Here is a 20,179-nt window from a genome sequence, read left to right on the forward strand (position 1 = left end):
TTGATTTGATTGTATATCCTTTTGTCCGTTCATGCATCTGTTTCATGGCAGGACAGGAATCCGTAGTCAGCCGAGTCATCCGGCACATCGTCCCATACCAGCCGGTAATCCTCGTAGATCCGGCTCCAGTCCTCTGCAGACAGGCGCGGAAAAGAGGGGGAATACAGGCTGCGGAGGTCTTCCAGCGACAGGGACGGGTGCCGGTGCAGGATGTCGTGAATCTCCTCCTCGCACTCGAAGAGGGAATCATAGAGTGCATCCGTCCCCTGATGGACATAGACGGCTGTGCAGTCCTCAATGAGATGCTCCACGAAGTCCAGACATTTCTGCAGGTCCTTCTTGACGGTGATTTCCTCATCCGTATGGGCATTGTAATAGCCGCAGCTGACATTGGCACAGCTCACTTCCAGCCCGTTCTCCTTCAGCGTGAGGACATCCGTCATCAGCCCGTTGTTCTCCGCATAGCCCCACCTTTCGGGAGCAGCCTCCCGGATGAACTCTCCGGAACACAGCTCCGTGAAGCTGATGGCTGTAATCAGGTCGGAATTCCCTTTCCGGTCGGGCTGGACGACAAACCGCACGTCGTCAAAGAACGGCATGTATGCCCGGGAACTGCCCCTGCACCCGGTTTCCTCCTCACGGAAGAACACGACCTTGAGGACATCGTATTTCCGCAGGCATTCCAGACAGATGAAGATGCCGTTCTTGTCATCGGCCCCCAGGTTCTCGAATCTCCGCTTTGACGGGGAATAGCCGAAGAGGATGCCTTTGGCTTCGACGGCCCTAAAGTCCTTTGAATGCCTGCAATGGGACACCTGGTCCAGATGGCTCACCAGGCAGGGATAGGACTCGCCGCTTCCCTTGGTTACATACAGGTTCCCGAAGCTGTCCTTTTCCAGGCTGATTTCTCCGGGAAGCCCGTTGATGTAGGAACAGAGGAAGCGGACCATCTTCTGTTCCTTTCCGCTCGGGCTGTATATGCTATACAGCTTCTTCAACAGTTGCGTATTCATGTTCTTCTTCATAAGCGTTCGTATCATCGGAATAATTCAGTGGAAGGCCGGTTTCCGGATCCAGCAGGTCGTAGTATTCATCTTCGAAACAGCCCGCCTGCCCGTTCTCCAGCAGACTTTCCACGGTATCCACATGGATGGTCTGGGACCGGTAATCTTCTTCCTGCGGGTTCCAGATATGAATGTCCGTCAGTTCGTCCGCATCTTCAAACCAGGCCTTGTCATATTCGGAGTAATGCCAGTAGTTTTCCTTGTGGCTGCTTTCGGCATCCTCCCGGCATTGTTCGCAGCAATAGTATTCTTCGGTGATTTCCGAGTAGACGGAGTGGTCTGTCAGGCAGTAGCCTTCGCACCAGTCACAGCAGACCGTATCATCGTGATGGTAATAATCACCGCAGGAGGATATGTAGTTGAAATCCTCCAGGTCGTCCACATCCACTTCGATTTCCCGTCCCTGCATGTAGCAGACCCGGGTTTCCGTGCAGTAGCGCTGGTGGTATTCATCCCATGCCTCGTCGCTTTCGTCGTCATCGCCGTTCAGATTCCGGTCGGTCGTGTCCAGCAGGTAGTCATCTTCCGAATGCTTGTAGTTGTAGGCCTTCCTTTCATCGTAGTCGTACCACTTGAAGGAATCCTGATAGGAAAGCGTATTGTCCATGCCCAGGTCGCAGTCTATCTCAAACCGGCGGTCAAAAAGCGAACTTCCGTCAATGCCGACAAATGCGTTCGCTTCATGGCAGGACGCCCCCACAATCTTGTATCCGTCGATGCGGTTTTCCTGGATCAGCTTGTTGACCAGCATGTATTTCAGCATCTCGTCCTCACCGGTGGTATACTGGCGCTCCAGCAGCCTCCACCGTCTGTTGTCCTGGTCGGTCACTTCGGTGAACAGGACAGCCCTTGCTACAATCTTTCCTTCCTCGTCCTTGAGATAGGCCGCTTTGGCCTTCACCGAGTCCAGATAGAAGAAATGTCTGTCCTTGTCCGTCATGCAGGAGTTGAAGTCTCCCTTGCACCGGTAGCTGTCATAGATGGCCTCGAAGTTGTTGTCCACATGCAGCTCCATATTGGACGTACAGCCCAGGGTGAACGTGTACCACTGCTTGGTGAACACGTCCCCGCACAGCCAGTTCACGACACTCGGGGAAAGGACCTTTCCTACGGAGGTCTCCAGCATGACGGCTCTCAGGAACTTGGCCGACTTCATCTTGAACACCCTGCTGCGTTCCATATTGACATAGCGGATGGAACCGTAGTCACCGTCTTCACAGATACCGCGAGATTCATCCGTGCGGAACTGCCCGGACCAGTAGGTGCATCCGATCAGCTCCACCTTGTGGGGAAGCGAATCATCTCGCTTGCCGGAACTGCATACGGCATCGGTGACAGACTGCTGCAGTTGAGCCATGTCCTTGATGTCAAGCAAGGTGAAATCATTCCTTTCCCGGCAATATTTCAGCAGGGCTGCATTCTTCAGATGGCTGAGCAGGATCTTGTTCTTTCTGACCTCTGCGCCGTTGCTTCTTTTTTCCACTGCGAAAATTTCCTTAAACTCTTCGTAGTTCCTAAACCGATAGTACAACATAGGCTAAAGGGTTGTGGCGTTAATGACTGGGTTATTTCCAAATGGCGGAATTGACCGGTCCGCCTGTTCTTCCCTGCCGGTATAGGCACATCCGCTTTCCGGTACGTATTCCGGAAAACCTTTCCAAGACTGGTATCTTTTCATGATTCTTGATGGATTAAATTTGACATGACCGGCTCCTTGGAGCGCGGTATTCCTGTTTCTTACATGCCCCGTCCTGTTTTTTGCCTTGTCCAAAGCAAGGCTTGGCGGAAAAAATACCGGAACGGAGTGAGGATGATTTTTTCCTGCCAACCAGCCCGCAAGGGCCGCCTTGCCTGCGACAAGGCAAAAAGCTATCTTTGCAGGGAAGAATCAGGAATATCTGCGGATGGATACTTGAAGAACTGCTGTCTGTTTGAGGGAATAAAAAAACGGGAATAACCTTGGATGGCTACTCCCGTTGTTGAGGTGAGGGTGGTTTTTACCGTTATGGATGGGTTGGCAATGCAAATTTGTCCTGTAAGGTCTGCATTTCAAATGCGATAGTGGAATTCATGATTTTTGCATAGATTCGGGTGGTACGTATATCCGTATGCCCCAGCATCTTGGCAATGGACTCCAATGAAACCTTGTTCGCTATGGCCAAGGAAGCGAATGTATGGCGTGCGATATGTGTGGACAGTTTCTTCTTGATGTGACAGATGTCGGCTATTTCTTTCAGGTACCCGTTCATGCGCTGGTTGGAAGGGACCGGCAGCAGGAATCCCCTTTCAGAGTAGCCCGGTCTCGACTTGTATTTTTCCAGAATCAGTCGGGGGATATCCAGAAGGGGGATGTCGCACATGTTGTCCGTTTTTTCCCTGGCCTTGCGGATCCACCAACGTCCGTCGTCAGCCTGCACGATGTGTTCAGCCTTCAGGTGCTTTACATCCGTAAAGGCGAGTCCGGTGAAAGAACAGAAGATGAAAATGTCCCGTACGGTTTGCAGACGCTCGATGTCGATGTCTTTGGCAATAATGCGGCGAAGTTCAGATTCATTCAGAAAGTCCCGGTTGGTCTTGGTCTGCTTGAAATGGATGTCGGCAAACGGGTCTTCATTGATCCACTTTTTCAGAATGGCGGTCTTGGTGATTTTTTTCAGGTTCTTCAGGTATTTGACCGTAGCATTTTGGGCACATCCCTTTTGGGTCTTGATGAAATGTTCGAATTTGGTGATGAACTCATAATTGATGGATTTGAGAGGAATGTCGGCGCAGTTGTACTGTTCGCGCATGAATTCCACCAGGTAACGGACCGTCCGTTCATAACGCAGTACCGTCCCTTTTGCATATTCCTTGTCCATCAGTTCCCGGTACTCCTGATTATGCTCATTGAATGTTTCAATCAGCATTTTGGGTGAGTCATACCCTCCATAGAAGATGTTCTTGATGGTTACGGCAGTAATGGGCTTGCCGTCCGCCTCCAGTTGTCGGTGTATTTGGAAAACCCTGTTTCTAACCGTTTCAAGATAGAGGTTGATTTCCTGGTGTTTCCTGTCCTTTCCGACAGCACATCCTTTCAAGTGGTTCCATTTGTCCGGTTCCACACTCCGTTTGACTTGTACTTCAGCGCGTTTGCTGTTCACTGTAATACGCATACAGATGGGTGCCTCTCCATTTTTTAGAAGCTTGGATTTCTTGATGAAGAACAGCACCGAAAATGAGTTGTTTTGCATGGCCATACTCTTTGTTTTTGACGTTGTAAAATTACTGTTTTTAACGCGAGTTGGATTTATGCAAAATACAGATATTCAATGAAATAGAACCTAAAAAGGTGGACTTTTTTAGACCGGAAATCAAGTCCACCTTTTCGTCCACCTCGTAAATGCCGTAAAGTGCCTCAATTTGCCGTTTTGTAGAAAAGAAAAACCGCTGACAATGTTTGATTATCAGCGGTTTACGTTAAATTGCTTTTTGTTTGAGTGATCCGCTTGGGGCTCGAACCCAAGACCCCAACATTAAAAGTGTTGTGCTCTACCTGCTGAGCTAGCGAATCAATCCTTTATTGCTGTTAAGCGGGTGCAAAGATAGAGAGTTTTTTATAAATAGCAAAAGATTTTCGCTTTTTTTCTTATCTTTGCCCTCGATGAAAAGGAAAAGGAGAGCGTGTTCTTAGATGTTTGCTTTTACAAAAGGTTGGTAACGAATAATTTATAAATAATAACTCATAATTGAAAAATAATGGCAACAGTGGATGATAAGAAAATTATCTTTTCTATGGTAGGGCTGAATAAGACCATTCAGCAGAACAATAAGCAGGTGTTGAAGAACATCTACCTCTCGTTCTTCTATGGAGCGAAGATCGGTATCATCGGTCTGAACGGTTCGGGTAAATCAACTCTGCTGAAGATTATCGCCGGATTGGATAAATCCTATCAGGGCGAAGTGGTGTTTTCACCGGGATATACTGTAGGATATCTTGCGCAAGAGCCCCACCTGGATCCTGCCAAGACCGTAAAAGAGGTTGTAATGGAAGGTGTGCAGCCTATTGTGGACGCCTTGGCAGAGTACGAAGAAATCAACCAGAAGTTTGGCTTGCCCGAATATTATGAAGACCAGGATAAGATGGATAAACTTTTTTCCCGGCAGGCCGAACTGCAGGATATCATCGATGCTACTGATGCCTGGAACCTCGACAGTAAATTGGAACGTGCAATGGATGCGTTGCGCTGTCCGCCCGAAGATCAGTCTGTAGAACATCTTTCCGGTGGTGAACGCCGTCGTGTGGCGCTTTGCAGGTTATTGCTACAGAAGCCTGACGTATTGTTGCTTGATGAGCCTACCAACCACCTTGATGCTGAATCAATCGACTGGCTGGAACAGCACTTGCAGCAATATGAAGGTACGGTGATTGCCGTGACGCACGACCGTTACTTCCTTGACCATGTGGCAGGCTGGATTCTTGAATTGGACCGCGGTGAAGGTATTCCTTGGAAAGGCAATTATTCCAGCTGGTTGGAACAGAAGACCAAACGTATGGAAATGGAGGAAAAGACTGCCAGCAAACGCCGCAAGACTTTGGAACGTGAGTTGGAATGGGTACGCATGGCACCCAAGGCTCGTCAGTCAAAAGGTAAGGCACGTTTGAACTCCTATGATAAATTATTGAATGAAGATGTAAAAGAGAAAGAAGAGAAGTTGGAAATCTTCATTCCCAATGGCCCTCGTTTAGGTAACAAGGTTATCGAAGCCAAGCATGTGGCAAAAGCTTTTGGTGATAAATTGCTTTTTGATGATCTTAACTTCATGCTTCCCCCGAATGGTATTGTGGGAATCATCGGTCCTAACGGTGCCGGTAAGACTACGCTTTTCCGTCTGATTATGGGTTTGGAACAGGCAGATAAAGGCGAGTTTGAAGTGGGGGAAACGGTAAAGGTGGCATACGTTGACCAACAGCATAAGGATATTGACCCTAACAAAACTGTGTATCAGGTAATCTCCGGTGGAGCGGATTTGATTCGTATGGGTGGACGCGACATCAATGCCCGTGCTTATCTGTCACGTTTCAATTTCTCCGGTGCTGACCAGGAAAAACTTTGCGGAGTGCTTTCTGGAGGTGAACGTAACCGTTTGCATTTGGCACTGTGCTTGAAAGAAGAAGGCAATGTATTGCTTCTTGATGAGCCGACCAATGATATTGACGTAAATACACTTCGTGCTCTTGAAGAAGGTCTGGATGATTTTGCCGGATGTGCTGTAGTCATCAGCCATGACCGTTGGTTCCTCGACCGTATCTGTACACACATATTAGCCTTCGAAGGGGATTCGAACGTATTCTTTTTTGAGGGTTCATATTCCGAATATGAGGAAAATAAACAGAAACGCCTGGGTAAGGAGGAACCTACCCGCGTACGTTATAGAAAGCTCATGAATGATTGATTTCTATTAAAGATTGAAAGAATATTTATATACTTGTTTACAAAATGAAAGCTCCGCATTTACCTGCGGAGCTTTTTTGTTTAAAAATGTTTCAAAAAAGCTTTATTACCTTGAAATTTTGTAGCATTATTGTAACATGAATATTGTTTTAATTAATTATATTTGCGACTTAAAACATAAATTAATGTTTAATTAACACTATCTATTAACAAAAAACAGAATTATGAGAAAACATCTAATTCATTTCCTGTTAGTTGCATTGCTGTCGGTATTTAGTGCCGCTACTTATGCTCAGACTACAGTGAGAGGTCAGCTTGTTGATTCAGAAACAGGTGAACCGTTAGTGGGTGCTGCCGTCATGGTGGAAGGTACTTCACAAGGATCGGTGACCGACATTGATGGCTATTTCAAGCAAAGCGTTGCTTCGGATGCTACTTTATTATTTAGGTATGTGGGGTATAAAGACCTCAAAAAGAAGATTACACAGAAGGGTGCTTCTGTAGAATTAGGAGTGGTTAAAATGGAGCTTGATGCTGTAATGTTGAATGACGTTGTTGTTACTTCTTCAGTAGCTGTAGCCCGTAAAACCCCAGTGGCGTTGTCAACTGTAGATCCGGTATATATTGAGGAAAGATTAGGAACGAAAGAATTTCCAGAAGTGTTAAAATCTACTCCGGGTATTTATGCTACCAAACAGGGTGGTGGTTTTGGAGATTCTCGTATTAATATGCGTGGGTTTGAAACGGAAAATATTGCAGTAATGATTAATGGAGTCCCAATGAATGATATGGAGTGGGGTGGTGTGTACTGGTCTAATTGGGCAGGTTTGTCTGATGTGACACGTAGTATGCAAACTCAACGTGGTTTGGGTGCTTCCAAAGTATCGGCTCCTTCTGTTGGAGGTTCTATTAATATTGTAACAAATTCAGTAGAGGCAAAGAAAGGTGGCTCTATATCTTACGCAATGGGTAATGATGGGTATAACAAAATATTGTTTAACGTATCTACCGGTATGAGCAAATCTGGTTGGGCTTTGACATTGTTAGGGGCTAAAACTTGGGCAGATGGGTATATTCAAGGAACTGAATATGAAGCGTATAACTGGTTTGTTAATATTGCAAAACGTATTAATGACAACCACCAACTTTCGTTTACAGCTTTTGGTGCGCCTCAATGGCATAATAAGCGTGACAATAATGGTATGAAAATATCAGAATGGCAGACTTTGGCTCAGCGTTATATGAATGGTGAAAGCCCTTACAGATATAATCCGACATATGGTCATGGTATTAATGGAGAACGCAAGACGGCTGATTATAACTCATATCATAAACCTCAGTTGTCGTTGAATCACTTGTGGCAGATTAATACTAGATCTTCACTTAGTACTTCTATTTATGCTTCTATTGGTAACGGTTATGGCTATAGCGGTCAAGGCTTGTCTTCGGAAGATAGATACAAATGGTATGGTACTTCTTCAGATGGTATGCTGAACACTTATTTCCGTAATGATGATGGCACATTTGCTTATGACCAGATATACGATTATAATAAAGAAAGTGAAAATGGTTCTAAAATGGCTATGTCTAAATCATATAATAAACATCAATGGTATGGATTGCTCTCTACCTATACTACCAAACTTGGTGAATTTGTAGATTTATACGGAGGTGTTGATTTCCGCTATTATAAAGGCGTTCATACTAATGAACTTACTGATTTATATGGAGGAGAGTTCTTTATAGATTCGTCTTCACGTCAAGGAGTGCTCGTTGCCAATAATGCAGCGGCTGCCGATCCAACTTTTGTAAATAAGAAATTAAAGGTGGGTGACGTCGTTTATCGTGACTATGATGGATATACTTTACAAGAAGGCATGTTTGGACAGGCCGAATATAACCGTGATAAATTGAGCGCTTTTGTTGCTGGTTCTGTTTCCAATACAGGATATTGGCGTTATGACCGCTTCTATTATGATGCGGAACATGCAAAATCTAAGACTGTTAACTTTATCGGATGGACTGCCAAAGGAGGATTGAATTATAACCTGACAGAAAATCATAATGTGTTTGCTAATGTAGGTTATATCAGCCGTGCTCCGTTCTTCTCCGGTGGAGCTTTCCTTCAATCTACTACAAGCAACCTTACTAATCCTGATGCTGTAAATGAGAAAATTTTCTCTGCAGAATTAGGATATGGTTTCCGTTCTAAATATTTGACTGCCAATTTGAACTTGTACCATACAAAATGGATGAACAAGACGATGAGCCGTGGTATTGACTTGAAGAATAATGGTGTGTTTGTTGACCGTGTCAGCATCAATATGTCAGGTTTGGATGCTATCCATCAAGGTATTGAATTGGATTTTGTTGCTAAACCTTTGAACTGGCTGGATGTACGTGGTATGTTGTCTATTGGTAATTGGCGTTGGGACTGTACTGCTAAAGGCTATTTTTATGATTCAGCAGGTCAGCCAGTAAAGAGTTGGACAAATTCAGGTGAAATAACTCATGCTTCTGGAATTCAAGCTGAGGATCATGCGTCTGCTACTATTAAGCTGGATGGAACTAAAGTTGGTAATTCTGCACAGACTACTGCTGCTTTGGGGCTTAATGCCAGGGTTGCAAAAGGCTTCCGAGTAAGTCTGGATTGGAACTATTTCGGTCGTAATTATGCAGAATGGTCATTAAGTTCCAATGATTTGAGCGCTAACGCTGAAATTACTCGTAAAGATCCATGGCGTATTCCCTCTTCAAATGTATTTGATTTGAGTGCAAGTTATCGTTTTAACATTGGTAAGATAAACGCTACGCTTTATGGTAATGTAGATAACCTGTTTAATCAGTTGTATATCACAGATGCCAAAGATTCACAGAATTCTGGTAACTGGGAAGATGTTTCCGTACTTTATTCTTGGGGACGTACTTATTCAGTAAGACTTAAAATCAATTTCTAACTCTTAACGTTGAAGAAGATTATGAAAAGAAAATATATATTCCCGTTAATGGCATCTGTATTATTGCTAGGTGCTTGTGACTACATCGAAGACGATTTTGAGGGGAGTGAGAAGTTTGACCGTCCTACCTATGTGTTCAAGAAAGATTATACGTTGACTGAGGCGGATTATACTCAAATTGGCGGATATAAAGCTAAAGATGTTCTCTCTTATTTGGGTAAAGAGTTTAATAATGAAGAAGAGGAGAAGGCCTACTTGAACGAAGTGGCTGCTGGGTTGTCTGCTGCTAAGACTGAAAATGCTTTGGCTGACCGTGCCTCTGATATTATTTCGCTTTTCTTGAGTAAAACTTGGTATTCTGCAGACAATGGCTCTTCTGTAAAAGTGACTTACAACAAGAAGGCAGCTACTACTGATATGGAGAAGGCCATTAATGCAGCTTCTATCTATAAAGTAAGTAATGCGGATTATGAGCAGGCTTGGGGAGCTGCTTTTAATTTCTTTACTCCTATAGAAAGTGCATCAAAACATGTGCCGGGATTCCTTAAAGCTGCATATACTGATGCCGCCGAAGGCGATATGGTGTTAGTGGATTATAACTATTCAACTGAAGAGCCTATCGGAAGTGCATCGGCTATCAATGAGACTTTTGAAGGATTATGGGATGCTACTGTAAGTTCTGCCGCCATTGATGGTTGGGCTAATATAACGACTAAGGGAACATACTCATGGCAAGGACGTATTTATAATGGCAACAATTACTTGCAACAAAGTGCTTATAAGCATGATGGTGAGTTGGAAACTTATATGATTACTCCGGAATTGAATATCGCTCAAGGTATGCATCTAACTTTTGATGCTTGCTACGGCAATTATGTAGAGAAAGGAGGACGCCTTACTTTGCTTTATACGGAAAACTTGGAGAGTGATACCAAAGAAGCAGTGGGAGCTGCTACATGGGTGGATATTACATCTGCTGTGAACATACCTGTACCTACAGGAACGTATGGCGTTTTGGATAATGTATGTGACTATGATCTTTCTGCTTTGGCGGGAAAAAAAATAAGAATTGCTTTCCGTTATAACGGTGATGGTGCTTCTGGTGCAACAACGACTATACAGCTTGATAATGTGGTTGTGAAATCAGCAGCTAGTGGCGAGGCTGATAATAAATATGAAGCTATGGCAGGCCTGTTCCGCTTTGACGGTTCTGATTGGAAGGCATTTACGGATGCAGTCGTTCTGAATTTGGCAGATTACAAGGCTATGGGAGGTAAGTATGATAACTTTAGTTCATCGATGCTTCCTGCTGATTATTTGCCTGCTTATTTGAAAACGAATTATCCATATGCACAGGAAGATGCGAAATATACTGTGGTTTATAAGTATTATGATGGTAAAAATACATCTGTAAATTGTAGTTCTTACAGTTATATGTCTGGTAATTGGCATTCGGCAGCTGTAGAAGTGGTTACAGATCAATTTGTTTTGAGTAATGGAAAATGGAACTTTGATCCGAGTACGGTGATTACCTTACCTGTTGAAAAAGGCAATGAAGAGGTTTCAACTTTCTATCAGACAATAACTGATTGGGTGAAAGAAAATTATCCTAAGTATGTGACCGGATATGGCAATAATGACTATTATTACGGAGGTTCGGCTTATCAGAATAATTTTGATTTCCGTTTAAGTGCATGGAAAGGGCAAGGTACTTACAATGATGTTTCCGATGAAGAGTTGAAGGCCTTAATGTGGAAACGTTTACCCGAGTCGTTTATACATGCTTTGGAGACACTCTATTCTTCGGTGGCTCCAATAGAGGGCATTGATGTGATTTATACCATTAATTTTGGTATTTATGCAGCTGATGGCGTGACAACTAACACTACTACTTGGACTATTCAGTATAAAGTAATAGAAAAGGGTAAATTTGAGTATGTGGCTGAGTCTTTAAAAGAAGTGAAATAATCTTTTTATAGTATGAGTTGAGAAAGTGTGTCCCTTGAATGGCACACTTTCTTTTTTTAAATAAACAGAATTAGCGATGAAAAAACTTATTAATATTGGAAGATACTCATTCTTATTATGTTTTATATTTATTAGTTGTACTTCTTCGGAAGAGTCGGAAATACCGGTTCCCGGAGAAAGTAAAAATGAGAATGGAAATGTGGTAAAAGAAGGACAAGATTTTGTCACTGACTATTCTATTCCTCATCTCAATCCTTCCAATTACTATGTAGAGCATACCGTAACGTATGACAATAAAGTTATACTTAACTATGCTTTGGAATGGAATGCCGACAAGAAACATGCAGCCTGGGTGGCTTTCAGTTTTGACAAAGTAACTAGTGCCAACAATGTGAAGCGTACCGATGCGTGGAGTGTTGATCCTTTGCTTCCTTCTGAAATGCAGACTACCGAAAGTATGCATAAGAGTGACGGTTTCGATAGGGGGCATCTTGTTGCCTCTTACGACAGGGTATATTCCAAAGAAGCCAATGAACAAACCTTTTATTACAGCAATATGAGTCCGCAACTCAACAGCTTCAACGGAGGTTTTTGGGCTTCGTTTGAGGGATTAGTGCAGAAGTGGGCACGTTCCGGTAAGTATGACAAACTTTATGTCGTTAAAGGTGGAACATTGGATCAGTTGCTCGTCAATTTTACAGGTACGAAGAAAGCACCGGATGGAACTTTTCCCAAGACTGATGCTAACGGCTGCACGAAGTATGGCTTAGCTTGTCCACGCTATTATTTCATGGCCATCCTTGCCTGCAAAGGACAAAATGACTCCGCAAAAGAGGACAGGTATCAAGCTATGGGGTTTTGGATGGAGCACCGTGATGATTATGGTTATGAGTATGATAATTTTGCTCCATCGGATGTAATGAAACAATATGCCGTGAGCATTGATAATTTGGAGCAGAAGACCGGGCTTGACTTCTTCTGTAATCTTCCAGATGTGGTGGAGGATATGGTAGAGAGTAGCTATACCCAAGGGGATTGGAACTGGTAAGAACCGCCATCTCTTTTTGACTTTTACAACCACGCACTTCATTCTCTTCGAGGTGCGTGGTTTGCTTTTTTGATGTAGGTGGTTTACCAAAGATTAATCATAAATCCCTTATCTGCCTTATGCCTTTTATGCTTACAGCTCATTCAATACTTCGTCCCACGTACGTGTGCCCGCCGGTTCAGGCATGTAAACCGGCGAGCCCACGTACCTGAACCGGCGGGCACACGTACGTGGGACGAAGTGTTACATAAGGCCTGCAAGCATTCTACATGATACCTTTCCGCATTAAGTATAAGCCCTGCAAAGAAAAGACACCTGTTTCCTAAAGGATGAATCCGGATGCACTACACACCCATCAAGGAGCACGCACAGCACCGGATGCAAGAATCAGTCATCAGACAAGAGATTCTTGAATGGTAAAGTGCCGAATTGGCTTAAAATCGACGTTAATAAAAGTTATTTCCATACAATGAAAAACGCAAAATAAACGAATAGATAAAAAGCTGATTATTATAAAGTTAATACAGGTATTTGTAACAAAACAGGAATAAATAAGCGTGCTGGCAAACCATTTGCCGTCACTTGCCTACACGGTTGCCTACACTCCGCAAATGCCGATGAACAGGGAGCTGCAAGACAAAAGTGACGGAGTGTAGGCAAAATGAACCGAAAACTTTTTCTGTAGCGCTGAGTTCAAGTTATACATGCGACAGTTGGTCCAGATAGTGGTGTTGGGTATAAAATAAGGCTTATTTCCTATTTTAGTTGTCTTTAAATGAAGAACCGGGCATAATCTTAAAAAATGTAACTACGCTGTAACATAATATTGTATAAAATTACGTACCTTTGCCTGTGTTTTTGAAAAATATAACATTTTAAAGAACTAATTAAAAGGTATTATGTTAAAAAGAGTAAGACTTATGCTCACGCTTGTACTGCTACTGGCGGCTGTGGGTGTTAACGCGCAGGTTACTACTGCTTCAATGGGTGGTAGAGTGACTGATGCAAGTAATGAACCCATTATCGGGGCTACAATCCAGGCTGTACACGTGCCTTCGGGATCGCAGTATGGTACGGTGACTAATGTTGACGGACGCTATTCTATTCAGGGGATGCGCACCGGGGGACCTTATACGGTTACTATTTCTTATATAGGCTATCAGACTATTGTTCTCAAGGACATCACTCTCCAGTTGGGTGAAGTTTACAACCAGAATGTTGAAATGGACGAATCTTCGGAGATATTGACAGAGGTAGTTGTAACGGCTGCCAAGACGAAGTTTGCTGCAGAGAAGACGGGGGCTTCTACCAATATTTCTTCTTCACAAATGAAGCAGTTGCCTACCATCAACCGTAGTATTTCGGACATCGCACGCCTTTCTCCGTATGCGTCGGGCATGAACATGGCAGGTGGTGACGGCCGTTCCACGAACTTCACCATTGACGGTGCCAACTTCAACAATAACTTCGGTCTTTCGTCAGCGCTACCCGGCGGTGGAAATCCTATCTCCATGGATGCCATTGAAGAAGTACAGGTAGTGATTGCCCCGTTCGATGTCCGTCAGACGAACTTCATCGGCGGTGGTATTAATGCTGTGACTAAATCGGGTACCAATACTTTCCAGGGGACTGCCTATACTTATCACTATAATGACAACATGCGCGGAAGCCGTGTGGACGGTCAGAGCTTGAATGTGCCCGAAGAGAATGACAAACATATCTATGGTGCTACTTTTGGCGGTCCTATTGTCAAGAACAAACTGTTCTTTTTCGGTAATGTAGAGTATCAGAAAATTCCTTCTACGATTGTAAACTGGAGGGCTTCTGAGGATGGCATAGCCAATCCGGATAATTATATTTCAGCCACCAGACTTTCGGACATGCAGAAAGTCTCAGAGTTTGTAAAACAGAAATATGGTTATGATACAGGTTCTTATACCAGCTTCCCTGCTGATGAAACCAACTTGAAACTGTTGGGACGTATAGACTGGAACATCAATCAATATCATAAGTTGGCTGTACGTTATAATTATACCAAGAACACTGCGTGGAACCAGACCAACGGTAACTCAAGTGATACCGGCTATCGTCTGAATGGCATGAACCGTTTCTCTCAATATTCCATGGCGTTTGCCAATTCATGCTATTCAATGGACAATAAGGTGAGTTCTGTTTCCGCTGATTTGAACAGCCGTTTCTCCAATAATATGTCTAACCAGCTGTTGTTTACCTATACCAATATCCAGGATGTTCGCGGAACGGATTCTTCCCCGTTCCCGTTCATTGACATCATGGGGGGATATGATGCCTCTACAGGTGTCCAGACGTTGCAGCCGTACATGTCTTTGGGATATGAACTGTTTACTTACAACAATGCCGTAAATAACAAGATTTATACACTTACGGATAACTTTACTTACTATGCCGGTGACCACAAGCTGACTGCCGGATTTAGCTTTGAACACCAGATGGCCAATAACGCTTATATGCGTAATGGTACGGGATATTACCGTTATCGCAGTTTGGACGATTTCTTGAATGGTGCTGCTCCCGAAGCGTTTGCTCTGACTTATGGTTACAACGGCAATACAACTCCGAATGCGGAGGTGGCTTTCAACCAGTTTGGCTTGTATGTGCAGGATGATTGGAACATTACCAATAATTTCAAACTGACAGCCGGTATCCGTTTCGATGACCTCGTGTTCAATGATGATGACTTGATGCGTAACAATGCTATTTACGACTACAACTTTGACGGTAAGCGTATCGATACAGGCAAATGGCCGGGAGCCAAGATTCAAGTTTCTCCGCGTTTGGGATTTGTTTGGGATGTATTGGGCAACAAGGCTTTGAAAGTACGTGGCGGTACGGGTTTGTTTGCCGGACGTTTGCCGTTGGTATTCTTTACGAATATGCCTACCAACTCCGGCATGGTTCAGAATCTGGCCACTATCAATACAAAGTATAATGACGACGGTACGATCAAGAGCCGTGACCCTCGTTTGGACCTGCTGAAGGGCGGCATGATTACGGATGTAAATAAGATGATAGAGGTATTGGGCTTGCCCACTACGATTTCTCCGGAGGAAGGCGTGGCTCCGAGCCAGATGGCCGGTGTGGATCCGGACTTCAAGATGCCGCAGGTATGGAAGAGCTCTATTGCCGTGGATTATGTATTGCCGGTTTCTTTCCCGCTGAGTGTGACAGGTGAGTTCATGTACACCAAAAACATCAATGGTGTGAATATGGTTAACTACAACATCAAGCCGTCTGAAGGTTGGGAGCGTTTCTCAGGTGCGGATAACCGTTTGATTTATCCTTCTTCATACAAGTATTATGATAAAGTGACCAGTGCTTGCGTACTGACGAATACATCCCGGGGATATGGCTATACGGCCAATGTTACCGTAAACGCCGAGCCTATTAAGAACATGAATGTGATGATGGCTTATACGCATACCGAGTCTAAGGAAGTTACCGGTCTTCCGGGCAACAATGCCAATTCTACCTGGCAGGGACAATATACGATTGATGGACCTAACTTTGCCACTGTGCAACGTTCGCAGTATGTGGTACCTGACCGTGTGATCGCTTCTGTCAATTATACTGCCTCACATTGCAAGCCGGGTTTTGAAACCCATTATAGCTTGTTCTACAGTGGTTATTCTCCCAGCGGTTATTCTTTCCTGTACACCAATGATATGAACGGTGACGGTATCAACAATGACCTGATGTATATTCCGAAGGATGACAGTGAAATTCAGTTTGCAAATGAGGCTGACCGTGCTGACTTCTGGGCTTTCGTAAATCAGGATTCTTATCTGAAGAACCATAAAGGTGAATATGCCGAAGCTTATGCAGCACGGGCTCCGTGGGTACATCGTTTCGACTTCCGTATTGCTCAGGACTTTGCTGTAAAGGTAGGAAAGACAACCAATAAACTGCAGATCAGCCTTGATTTTATGAATATCGGAAACTTGTTCAACTCCAAATGGGGAGTTACCAAGAATATGTCAAACAGTAATAACGGACGTATCTTGAAGTACGAGAGCAAGGATGCCAACAACCGTCCTGTTTATTCGCTCTATCGTGACAAGGCGGGAAATGCTCCTGCTGAAACATTCTCTTTCAACAAGAATTATGATGAGTGTTGGAAGTTGCAGGTGGGTATCCGCTATATTTTCAACTAAAGTATGAGGTAGGTGTCTCTTCGTATGGACGGAGGGGCATATAACGGCAAGGGCTGTCTTGAAACAGGAAAACAATTATCCCTGTTTGGAGACAGCCCTTTGTTTTAGTTTGTCCGGAGGTTGTCCTTCAGGCCTGTTTCCTGTTTATCGGATTTTCATTTCCATTATCACCGGGTTGTGGTCACTGCAAAATTCCTGCGTGGGAGAGTAGTAACTCATTCCTTCCAGTTCGTTGGAGTGGAAGATATAGTCGATACGCAGCATCTTCTTGCCATAGCGGTAGGTGTACATATAGCCGTTGCCGGCAGTTCTGAAACCGTCCTTGAGGAAGCCGCTGAAGTACTGGTAGGTATAGGAGGAAGGCAGGGAGTTGAAGTCACCGCAGACGATTACCGGGTAGGGGCTGTTCTTGGCGAAGTAGCCGACGGTGTAGGTTTGCAGGGTGCGTTTCACAAAATTTCCATGCAGGGTCTCCGCAGCATCTTTGGCTGCCCGGATTTCACGGCGTGCATCGTCAGAGGCCATTTCGCGTTGCCATTTGCCACGCTTTTGGCTGACACTCGTGGTTTGCAGGTGACTGTTGAGCAAACGGACGGTATCCGTTCCTGCCACTATATCGCACAACATGCTGCAATTGGCGCTTTGAGGGTAGGTGATGAACCGTTCGTGTATCAGCGGATAACGGCTGAACACCGCGATGGGAAGCACTTTGCGGAGGGAGTCTTCTTGGAGGGTCAGTACATGGGGCCAATGTGAGAGGGCTTTGCGTATGCTGTCTGCCGTGAAGTACCGGTTGTTCCCGAATTCTTGGAGGCAAAGTATATCGACGTGTTCCTGTTGCATATACCGGGCCATTTCCTTGCAGGAATAGCCTGTAATTTCATCGCCGAAATTGTGTACGTTGTAGGTGGCTATTTTCAGATGTCGGGCTGAGGGAGTTTTCTCTTTAGGGGAATGGAACTGGATGACAGAGGTCAGGTAGTTCCAGTTACAGAAAAAGGCAGCCAACGGAATCAGCGCCCACCATTTGCGGGCCATTCCCCAACATAGGGAGGCTATCAGGTTGCAGACCAACAATGCAGGTACCGCCAGACCCAATAGAGGCATGATGACAGAGTCGGTAGGCGACACGTTTCCGGAAAATCCGGCTATTGCCGTGATAGCTGCCAGAATGAATGTGGCAGCTATCAGACAGCTATAGAAGAGACCTTTGATGGCCGCTTTTCCCATGATTCAATCTTTTGCTGTTATTGTTTAATCACGGAATTTATCGGCTTTCCTGCTTGGTATGCCTTGATATTCTCCAGCATGATCTGCATGAGGCGTTCACGTGCGGCGGTACTTGCCCAAGCGATGTGAGGGGTGATGTAACAATTCTTGGCGGTGAGCAACGGGTTGTCGGCATGGGGAGGTTCTTGGGAGAGCACGTCCAGTCCGGCTGCATAGATGATGTTGTTGTTCAAGGCATCGGCAAGGTCTTGCTCGTTGATGAGCGGGCCACGGCCGGTATTGATTAGGATGGCGGTAGGCTTCATCATTTTAAGACGTTCCGCATTCACCAGTTCGCGGGTAGAATCGGTAAGGGGACAATGCAGGCTGATGATGTCGCATTCACGGAAAAGTTCATCCAATTCCATCTTGCGTATTTCGGGAGGAAGCTGGAAATTGGTTTTCGAGGTGTAGGCGCACACCTGCATTCCAAAGCCGATGGCAATACGGGCAGTGGTGTATCCCGTATGTCCCAGTCCGACGATACCGAGCTTTTTTCCACGCAGTTCGATGAGGGGAGTATCCCAGAAACAGAAATCTTTGCTGCGTGTCCAACGTCCTTTATGAACCTCCTCCGAGTGGTGCTGTACCTGCTGGGCTATGTTGAGGATGTGTGCAAAGACCATTTGAGCTACAGAGTCGGTACTGTATGCCGGGATGTTGGTGACGATGATGTCATGTTCTTTGGCGGCAGCCACGTCAACGATGTTGTATCCGGTGGCAAGTACACCGATATATTTCAGTTCAGGCAGTGCAGCCATGTGTCCGGCTGTCAAGACTGTCTTGTTGGTCAGCAGGATTTCTGCTCCTGCGGCACGTTCCAATACTTCTTCGGGAGCCGTGCGATCATAGATGGCGCATTCACCCAACATTTCCAGTTCATCCCAGCAGAGGTCTCCGGGGTTGGCGGCATAACCGTCTAATACTACTATTTTCATAATGCATATAATTATTTAAATTTATCTTTTCCCCACAGCTGCTGCATCCTCTCTTTATGCTTCTGCTCGGCAGCATTGGCTTGAGGTTCCCAGAGGCGGTGGTTCTTCAATTCATCGGGCAGGAACTGCTGTTTGACAAAGTTCCCCGGATAGTCATGGGCATATTTGTATTTTTCCCCGTAGCCTAACTGTTTCATCAACTTTGTAGGTGCGTTACGCAGGTGCAGGGGAACGGGCAGGTTACCGGTTTCACGTACCAGTTCCAAGGCATGGTTGATGGCCATGTAGGCCGAATTGCTCTTGGGACTTGTGGCAAGGTAGATGGTAGCTTCTGCCAGCGGGATGCGTCCTTCGGGCCATCCCACCTTCATAATGGTGTCGAAACAGGCATTGGCGAGTAGCAAGGCATTGGGATTGGCCAGGCCGATATCTTCCGAAGCGGAGATGACAAGCCGGCGGGCTATGAAAGCAGGATCTTCACCGCCCTCTACCATACGTGCCAGCCAATAGATGGCACCGTCCGGGTCACTTCCGCGGATGGATTTGATGAAAGCGGAGATGATATCGTAGTGCATCTCGCCGTCTTTGTCGTAGGCAAGAGGGTTTTGCTGCAGGCGCTCAGTCACCATCTCGTCGGTGATGACAACGGGGTCGCTGATTTCCGACTCCACGACGAGTTCAAGTATGTTCAGTAGTTTCCGGGCATCTCCACCGCTATAACGGAGCATGGCGGTAGTTTCCTCCAGTTCTATTTTTCGTTCTTTCAACACGATGTCGGTAGTAATGGCACGTTGGAGTAATTCTTGCAAGTCGTCCTTTTCCAGTGATTTCAATACGTAGAGTTGACAGCGCGACAGCAACGGACGTATTACTTCAAACGAAGGATTTTCCGTGGTGGCACCTATCAGTGTCACTGTGCCTTGTTCCACTGCTCCCAGCAGTGAGTCTTGCTGCGATTTGCTGAAACGATGAATTTCATCGATGAAGAGAATGGGGCTTGACTGTGAGAAGAAGCGGTTGCTTTTGGCACGTTCTATCACGTCGCGCACATCTTTCACACCGCTGGTCACGGCACTGAGGGTATAGAAAGGAGTGTCCAGCTTGTTGGCGATGATTTGTGCCAGTGTTGTCTTTCCCACTCCCGGAGGTCCCCACAGGATAAACGATGAGATACGTCCTGCATCAATCATTTTGCGCAGTACTGCCCCCGGTCCCACCAAGTGTTTCTGACCGATATAATCGTCTAATGTCTTTGGCCGAAGCCGTTCTGCTAATGGAGGCATGGTGCTTTGGGGTTATTGGTTGTAACTTGT

11 protein-coding genes and 1 tRNA gene are annotated in these 20,179 nt (G+C 45.2%); 5 read left to right on the forward strand and 7 right to left on the reverse strand.

Annotation, left to right across the window (positions count from 1 at the left end; all coding sequences use genetic code 11):
* Positions 1–29: 29 nt before the first annotated feature.
* The 4 genes from HMPREF9446_RS17585 to HMPREF9446_RS17605 all read right to left on the reverse strand — a co-directional run bounded on the left by HMPREF9446_RS17585 (position 30) and on the right by HMPREF9446_RS17605 (position 4,614).
* Positions 30–1,013: a zinc-binding metallopeptidase family protein gene (locus HMPREF9446_RS17585; RefSeq protein WP_039969936.1), complete on the reverse strand. Its 984-nt coding sequence runs from the start codon at positions 1,011–1,013 to the stop codon at positions 30–32.
* Positions 982–2,598: a hypothetical protein gene (locus HMPREF9446_RS17590; protein WP_039969938.1), complete on the reverse strand. Its 1,617-nt coding sequence runs from the start codon at positions 2,596–2,598 to the stop codon at positions 982–984. Before HMPREF9446_RS17590 ends, HMPREF9446_RS17585 begins: the two co-directional genes overlap by 32 nt.
* Before the next feature lie 469 nt (positions 2,599–3,067).
* Complete coding sequence (locus HMPREF9446_RS17600; protein ID WP_009127101.1) at positions 3,068–4,300, reverse strand: site-specific integrase; 1,233 nt, start codon at positions 4,298–4,300, stop codon at positions 3,068–3,070.
* 241 nt (positions 4,301–4,541) lie between these two features.
* Positions 4,542–4,614 (reverse strand) — tRNA-Lys (locus HMPREF9446_RS17605).
* A gap of 185 nt (positions 4,615–4,799) precedes the next feature.
* On the opposite strand from HMPREF9446_RS17605, the gene ettA reads away from it, so the two are divergent.
* The 5 genes from ettA (at position 4,800) to HMPREF9446_RS17630 (ending at position 16,659) form a co-directional block, all read left to right on the forward strand.
* Entirely contained in the window at positions 4,800–6,497 is a 1,698-nt protein-coding gene (gene ettA, locus HMPREF9446_RS17610; RefSeq protein WP_009127102.1) for an energy-dependent translational throttle protein EttA, read from the forward strand.
* Between the two features lie 223 nt (positions 6,498–6,720).
* On the forward strand, positions 6,721–9,453 hold the full coding sequence (locus HMPREF9446_RS17615; protein ID WP_009127103.1) for a TonB-dependent receptor: 2,733 nt from the start codon (positions 6,721–6,723) through the stop codon (positions 9,451–9,453).
* A 21-nt stretch (positions 9,454–9,474) separates the two neighbouring features.
* Positions 9,475–11,421: a choice-of-anchor J domain-containing protein gene (locus HMPREF9446_RS17620; protein ID WP_009127104.1), complete on the forward strand. Its 1,947-nt coding sequence runs from the start codon at positions 9,475–9,477 to the stop codon at positions 11,419–11,421.
* A gap of 76 nt (positions 11,422–11,497) precedes the next feature.
* The gene (locus HMPREF9446_RS17625; RefSeq protein WP_009127105.1) at positions 11,498–12,469 is read left to right on the forward strand and encodes a DNA/RNA non-specific endonuclease; all 972 of its coding nucleotides are present in this window, start codon (positions 11,498–11,500) and stop codon (positions 12,467–12,469) included.
* A gap of 899 nt (positions 12,470–13,368) precedes the next feature.
* On the forward strand, positions 13,369–16,659 hold the full coding sequence (locus HMPREF9446_RS17630; RefSeq protein WP_009127106.1) for a TonB-dependent receptor: 3,291 nt from the start codon (positions 13,369–13,371) through the stop codon (positions 16,657–16,659).
* Positions 16,660–16,803: 144 nt separating this feature from the next.
* Here the strand turns inward: HMPREF9446_RS17630 and HMPREF9446_RS17635 are convergent, their stop codons facing one another.
* The 3 genes from HMPREF9446_RS17635 to HMPREF9446_RS17645 are packed head-to-tail and all read right to left on the reverse strand — an operon-like array spanning position 16,804 to position 20,149.
* The gene (locus HMPREF9446_RS17635) at positions 16,804–17,889 is read right to left on the reverse strand and encodes an endonuclease/exonuclease/phosphatase family protein (protein WP_009127107.1); all 1,086 of its coding nucleotides are present in this window, start codon (positions 17,887–17,889) and stop codon (positions 16,804–16,806) included.
* A gap of 17 nt (positions 17,890–17,906) precedes the next feature.
* On the reverse strand, positions 17,907–18,866 hold the full coding sequence (locus HMPREF9446_RS17640) for a D-2-hydroxyacid dehydrogenase (RefSeq protein ID WP_009127108.1): 960 nt from the start codon (positions 18,864–18,866) through the stop codon (positions 17,907–17,909).
* 11 nt (positions 18,867–18,877) lie between these two features.
* Positions 18,878–20,149 carry a replication-associated recombination protein A gene (locus tag HMPREF9446_RS17645; protein WP_009127109.1) on the reverse strand — a complete coding sequence of 424 codons (1,272 nt, stop codon included), beginning with the start codon at positions 20,147–20,149 and terminating at the stop codon, positions 18,878–18,880.
* Between the last annotated feature and the right edge of the window lie 30 nt (positions 20,150–20,179).

Origin of the sequence: Bacteroides fluxus YIT 12057 (assembly GCF_000195635.1) — a bacterium.
In the GTDB taxonomy this organism is placed as follows: domain Bacteria; phylum Bacteroidota; class Bacteroidia; order Bacteroidales; family Bacteroidaceae; genus Bacteroides; species Bacteroides fluxus.